The organism is Streptomyces phytophilus (genome assembly GCF_013870535.1).
Lineage (GTDB): Bacteria > Actinomycetota > Actinomycetes > Streptomycetales > Streptomycetaceae > Streptomyces > Streptomyces phytophilus.
In genome coordinates this window covers 1-4,427 of sequence record NZ_JACBXC010000455.1, presented here as the reverse complement: position 1 = coordinate 4,427, position 4,427 = coordinate 1, and the positions used below count along the sequence as shown (strand labels likewise).

Annotated in this window: 4 protein-coding genes, 1 pseudogene and 1 riboswitch; of the genes and pseudogenes, 2 read left to right on the top strand and 3 right to left on the bottom strand. The window is 73.6% G+C overall.

All coding sequences use genetic code 11. The features are described from left to right. The 3 genes and pseudogenes from H5J30_RS19075 to H5J30_RS19065 all read right to left on the bottom strand — a co-directional run. On the bottom strand, positions 1–1,215 hold a 1,215-nt coding region (locus H5J30_RS19075), incomplete at its 3' end, for an MFS transporter (protein ID WP_258563406.1). 134 nt (positions 1,216–1,349) lie between these two features. Further along, positions 1,350–1,718 (bottom strand): ArsR/SmtB family transcription factor, encoded by a 369-nt coding sequence (locus H5J30_RS19070; protein WP_181788624.1) that lies wholly within the window; start codon positions 1,716–1,718, stop codon positions 1,350–1,352. A 70-nt stretch (positions 1,719–1,788) separates the two neighbouring features. Further along, positions 1,789–2,210, bottom strand: a pseudogene (locus H5J30_RS19065) (GNAT family N-acetyltransferase). A 129-nt stretch (positions 2,211–2,339) separates the two neighbouring features. Then, a riboswitch (cobalamin riboswitch) is annotated at positions 2,340–2,523 on the top strand. 44 nt (positions 2,524–2,567) lie between these two features. On the opposite strand from H5J30_RS19065, the gene H5J30_RS19060 reads away from it, so the two are divergent. Then, the gene (locus H5J30_RS19060) at positions 2,568–3,557 is read left to right on the top strand and encodes an ABC transporter substrate-binding protein (protein WP_508470552.1); all 990 of its coding nucleotides are present in this window, start codon (positions 2,568–2,570) and stop codon (positions 3,555–3,557) included. A gap of 14 nt (positions 3,558–3,571) precedes the next feature. Next, a partial coding sequence (locus H5J30_RS19055; RefSeq protein ID WP_309505575.1) for a FecCD family ABC transporter permease occupies positions 3,572–4,427 on the top strand: 856 nt, incomplete at its 3' end.

The following is a 4,427-nucleotide window of genomic DNA, read 5'->3' as shown; positions in this document are numbered from 1 at the left end:
TATCCACCAGGAAGCTTCCGGATCCTGGTGTGCGTCTTTCGTGGCTGCTGACGTACCCGCTGGCCGGATTTCTGGCGGCGCGGGCGGGGACGGGCGCGCCGCCAGAAATCCGGCCAGCGGGTACGTCAGCAGCCACGCGACGTGCGACAGCGAGAACTGCGCCGCGAACGCCGCCGGCAGGTCCGCCCGCCCCGGCACCGCGCCGCGGATGAGCCGCCCCGTGGGCGTCACCATCGCCGAGGTCGCCGCCCCGAGCACGGCCCACGCGGCGAGCAGCGCCGGCCAGGTCCGTACGCCCGCCGCGAGGCCCGCCCCGACGACGGCCAGCACCGGCGCCGGCACGAACGCAGCCGGCAGCATCACCGCGCGGTCCCCGACCCGCTCCAGCACCCGGGGGAGCGCCAGCGCCACGGCCATCGACCCGGCGCCGAAGGAGCCGAGGGCGAGCGACACGTCGCCGACCGAGCGGGCGAAGTGGTCGCGGACCAGGACGACGGTGTTCACGACGACCATCGCGCCGGCCGCCGCCACCGCGAGGTTGAGCGCGAGGAGCGCGCGGAGCTGCGGCGCGGAGCCGAAGAGCTTCATGCCGTACGCGGCCTTGGCGAACACCCCGCCGCTCCCGCCGCCCGCCTCGCGCGGCGCCGGCTTCGGCAGCGCCACGGAGACGACCAGTGCGGCGGAGGCGGCGAAGCCGGCGGCGGTGCCGAGGAAGAGCCGGTCGTAGGTGAGGAGTGTCAGCAGCCCGGCGGCGAGCACGGGGCTGAACAGGCTCTCCATGTCGTACGCGAGCCGCGACAGCGACAGCGCCCGGGTGTAGTCGCGCTCGGCGGGGAGCACCTCGGGGATGGTCGCCTGGAAGGTCGGGGTGAACGCGGCGGAGGCGGACTGGAGCAGGAAGATCAGCACGTAGATCTGCCAGACCTCGGTCACGAACGGCAGCGCGAGCGCGACGACGCCGCGCAGCAGGTCGGCGGTGACCAGCAGGGCGCGGCGCGGGATGCGGTCGGCGAAGGCGCCGATGACGGGGGCGATGCCGACGTAGGCGACCATCTTGACGGCCAGGGCGGTGCCGAGCACGGCGGAGGCGTTGCCGCCGGCGAGGTCGTAGGCGAGGAGGCTGAGCGCGACGGTGGCAAGGCCGGTGCCGACGAGGGCGATGACCTGGGCGGCGAAGAGGTGTCTGTAGGTGCGGTTGCGGAGTACGGAGAACATGGCCCTGGCCTCTTCCTTTGCTCGTGTGCGCATATACGCACACGTTGAACAGAGGGGGTCGGGGGCGGTATTCCCGGGGGTGGAAAGAAGGTGTGAGGGGCCCGGACGCGGCTCAGGGGTGGCTCAGGGGTGGCTCAGGAGTGCCAGGGCTCGCCGGTCATGAGGTGGTCGGCGTGGTTGAGCGCCTCGACGACGAGTCCGCGCAGGTGGCCGTCGCGCAGCGAGTACACGACGCGGCGGCCCTCCTTCCGGGAGTGCACGAGGTTGGCGAGCCGCAGCTTGGCCAGGTGCTGGCTGACTGCCGGCCGGGCGGCGCCGCTGGCGGTGGCCAGCTCGGTGACGTCGGCCTCGCCCTCGGCCAGCAGCCACAGCAGGTGCAGCCGCGTCGCGTCGGCGAGCAGGGCGAACACCGTGCTCGCGGCTTCGAGCTGCTCCCGGTCGGGCGTCCACTCGTGGCGGTGGAAGGCGGGGGTGGGCGAGGGGGCGGTGTCGCGCTCCGGCATTGGCCCATCGTATGGCCGTACGAGGCGGGGAGCGCGAGCCGCGGGGGGTGCGCCGCGGGCGCGGTACGGCTCAGGCGGTGCGGTACATGCCGACGGAGCCGTGCCCGGCGACGTCGGCGAAGCCGAACTTCTCGTACAGGAACCGCGCGGGGCCGTCCGCGATCAGCGACACGTACGCGGTGGCGGGCGCCCGCCGGTCCAGCTCCGCCACGAGCGCCCCATGATCCGCTTCCCGAGCCCCCGCCCCTGGTGCGCGGGCAGTACGCACATGTCCACCACCTGGAACGCGGTCCCCCCGTCCCCGACGACCCGCCCCATCCCCACGGGCACCCCGCGGTGGTGCACGACGACGCCGTACCAGGTGTTCGGCAGCGCGACGGCGACGGCCTCGGCCGCCTTGTCCGACAGCCCGGCCCCGGTACGCAGCCGCCGGTACACCTCGGCGGAGGGCACCCCGGGACGTATCTCGTAAGGGTCACTACTGGATTCCATGCGTTACACCCTAACCGGGCACCCACTCACTCCCCGGCGCCGGGCCCGGCACCCGGCGCTTGGTGGCGCAGTCGACCGGCGGGAAGCGCCGGACCCGGTGGAGATGGTCCGGGGCTCCCTGCCGGGGCGGCCTTCTGCGATGATGGGCGCTCCAAAAGGTGACGGCGGAACGAGGAAGCCGGTGTGAATCCGGTGCGGTCCCGCCACTGTGATCGGTGAGTCGACCCCGAACAGGCCACTGCCCCCGCGGGGGTGGGAAGGCCAGGGGCCGGCGGTGAACCGAGAGCCAGGAGACTCACGTCGTCGCCTCCTCGGCGAATCTGGGGCGGATTTCCCCGGAGAGGAGCGTGCGCCGTCGTGCGTGCCCGTCTGCGCGGCCCCGTGGTGCGGCCGTTGCGTGTGTTCGTTCCCGCTCTCCTGCTGTGCGCCGCCGCCTGCGGCGGTCCCGCCCGGGAGGACGGTGGCGGTGGGTCGCCGGCCGGGTTTCCCGTGACCGTCGGCAACTGCGGCGTCGAGACCGTCTACGAGCGGCCGCCGGAGCGGGCCGTGACCCTCAACCAGCACGTCACCGAGATCATGCTCGCGCTCGGGCTGGAGGAGTCGATGGCCGGCACCGGCTATCTCGACGACGAGATCCCGCCCGCGTACCGCGAGGCGTACGAGGGCATCGAGGTGATCGCCGACGAGTACCCCTCGTACGAGGCGCTGCTCGCCGCCGAACCCGACTTCGTCTACGGCGGGTTCGCCAGCACCTTCGAGGAGGGCCGCGACCGCGACGCGCTCGCCGGGGCCGGCATCGACTCGTACCTCAACCTGGAGGCGTGCGCCGAGCCCCCCGTGACCGTGGACCTCATGGACCGCGAGATACGCACCGTCGCCGAGGTGTTCGGCGTCCCGCGGCGGGCCGAGAAGCTGCTCGGCCAACTGCACGGGACGCTCGACGCCGTACGCGGCGCGGTCGCCGGCGCCGACCCTGCGGAGGTCTTCGTCTACGACAGCGGGGACAGGACCGCGTTCACCGCGGGCGGCGGCGGCATCGGCAACGAGATCATGAAGCTGGCCGGCGGCGCGAACGTCTTCGCCGACCTCGGCAAGCCCTTCGGCGACGTGTCGTTCGAGCAGGTCGCCGCCCGCGCGCCGGACGTGGTCCTCATCTACGACTACGGCGAGCAGTCCGTCGCCGACAAGAAGCGCTTCCTGCTCACGCACCCCGCGCTCAAGGACGTACCGGCGATCCGGAACGAGCGCTTCGCGGTCCTGCCGCTGTCCTCGACCGTCCTGGGCGTACGGGTCCCGCAGGCCGTCGACTCGCTTGCCCGCCAACTCCACCCCGACCGCTTCCGGTGACGGTGACGGAACCGGTGGCGGAACCGGTGGCGGTGACGGGGGCGGTGACGGGGGCGGTGACGGGGGTGAAGGGGCGGCGGGTCTCCTTCGTTCTCGTTCTGCTGGCCCTCGGCGTCCTCGTGCTGCTCTCCGCCACCGCCGCCATCGCCCTCGGCTCCGTCCGCATCCCCGCCGGCCAGGTCTGGGGCATCCTCCTCCACCGCCTCCACCCCGCCCTCGCCGAGCCCGGCTGGACCCCCGTGCGCGAGACCATCGTCTGGGACGTACGCCTCCCGCGCGTGCTGCTCGCCGGGGCGGTGGGGGCGGGGCTCGCGGTGTGCGGGATGGCGTTGCAGGCGCTCGTACGCAATCCGCTCGCCGACCCCATGCTGCTGGGCATCTCCTCGGGCGCCACGGTCGGCGCCGTGCTCGTCGTCGTCTTCAACGTCACCGTCCTCGGCCTGTTCACGCTGCCGCTCGCCGCCTTCGCCGGCGCCCTCGGCGCGCTCGTGGCCGTCTACTTCCTCGCCCTCGGCGCCGACGGCCGCATGACGTCGCTGCGCCTCGTGCTCGCGGGCGTCGCCACGGCCGAGGTCCTGTCCGCCGTCGTCGGCTTCCTCATCGTCACCTCCGGCGACCCGCACAAGACGCAGGCCGCCCTGCGCTGGATGCTCGGCGGGCTGGCCGGCAGCACGTGGCGGCTGATCTGGATCCCGCTGGCCGTCGTCGTCCTCGGTACGGCCGCGCTGCTCGCCGTCGCCCGTCCGCTCAACCTGCTCCTCGCCGGCGAGGAGGCCGCCGCCGCCCTCGGGCTGGACGTGCACCGCTTCCGCTCCGCGATGTTCGCGCTGGTCGCCGTGATGGTCGGCGCGGCGGTCGCGGTCAGCGGGG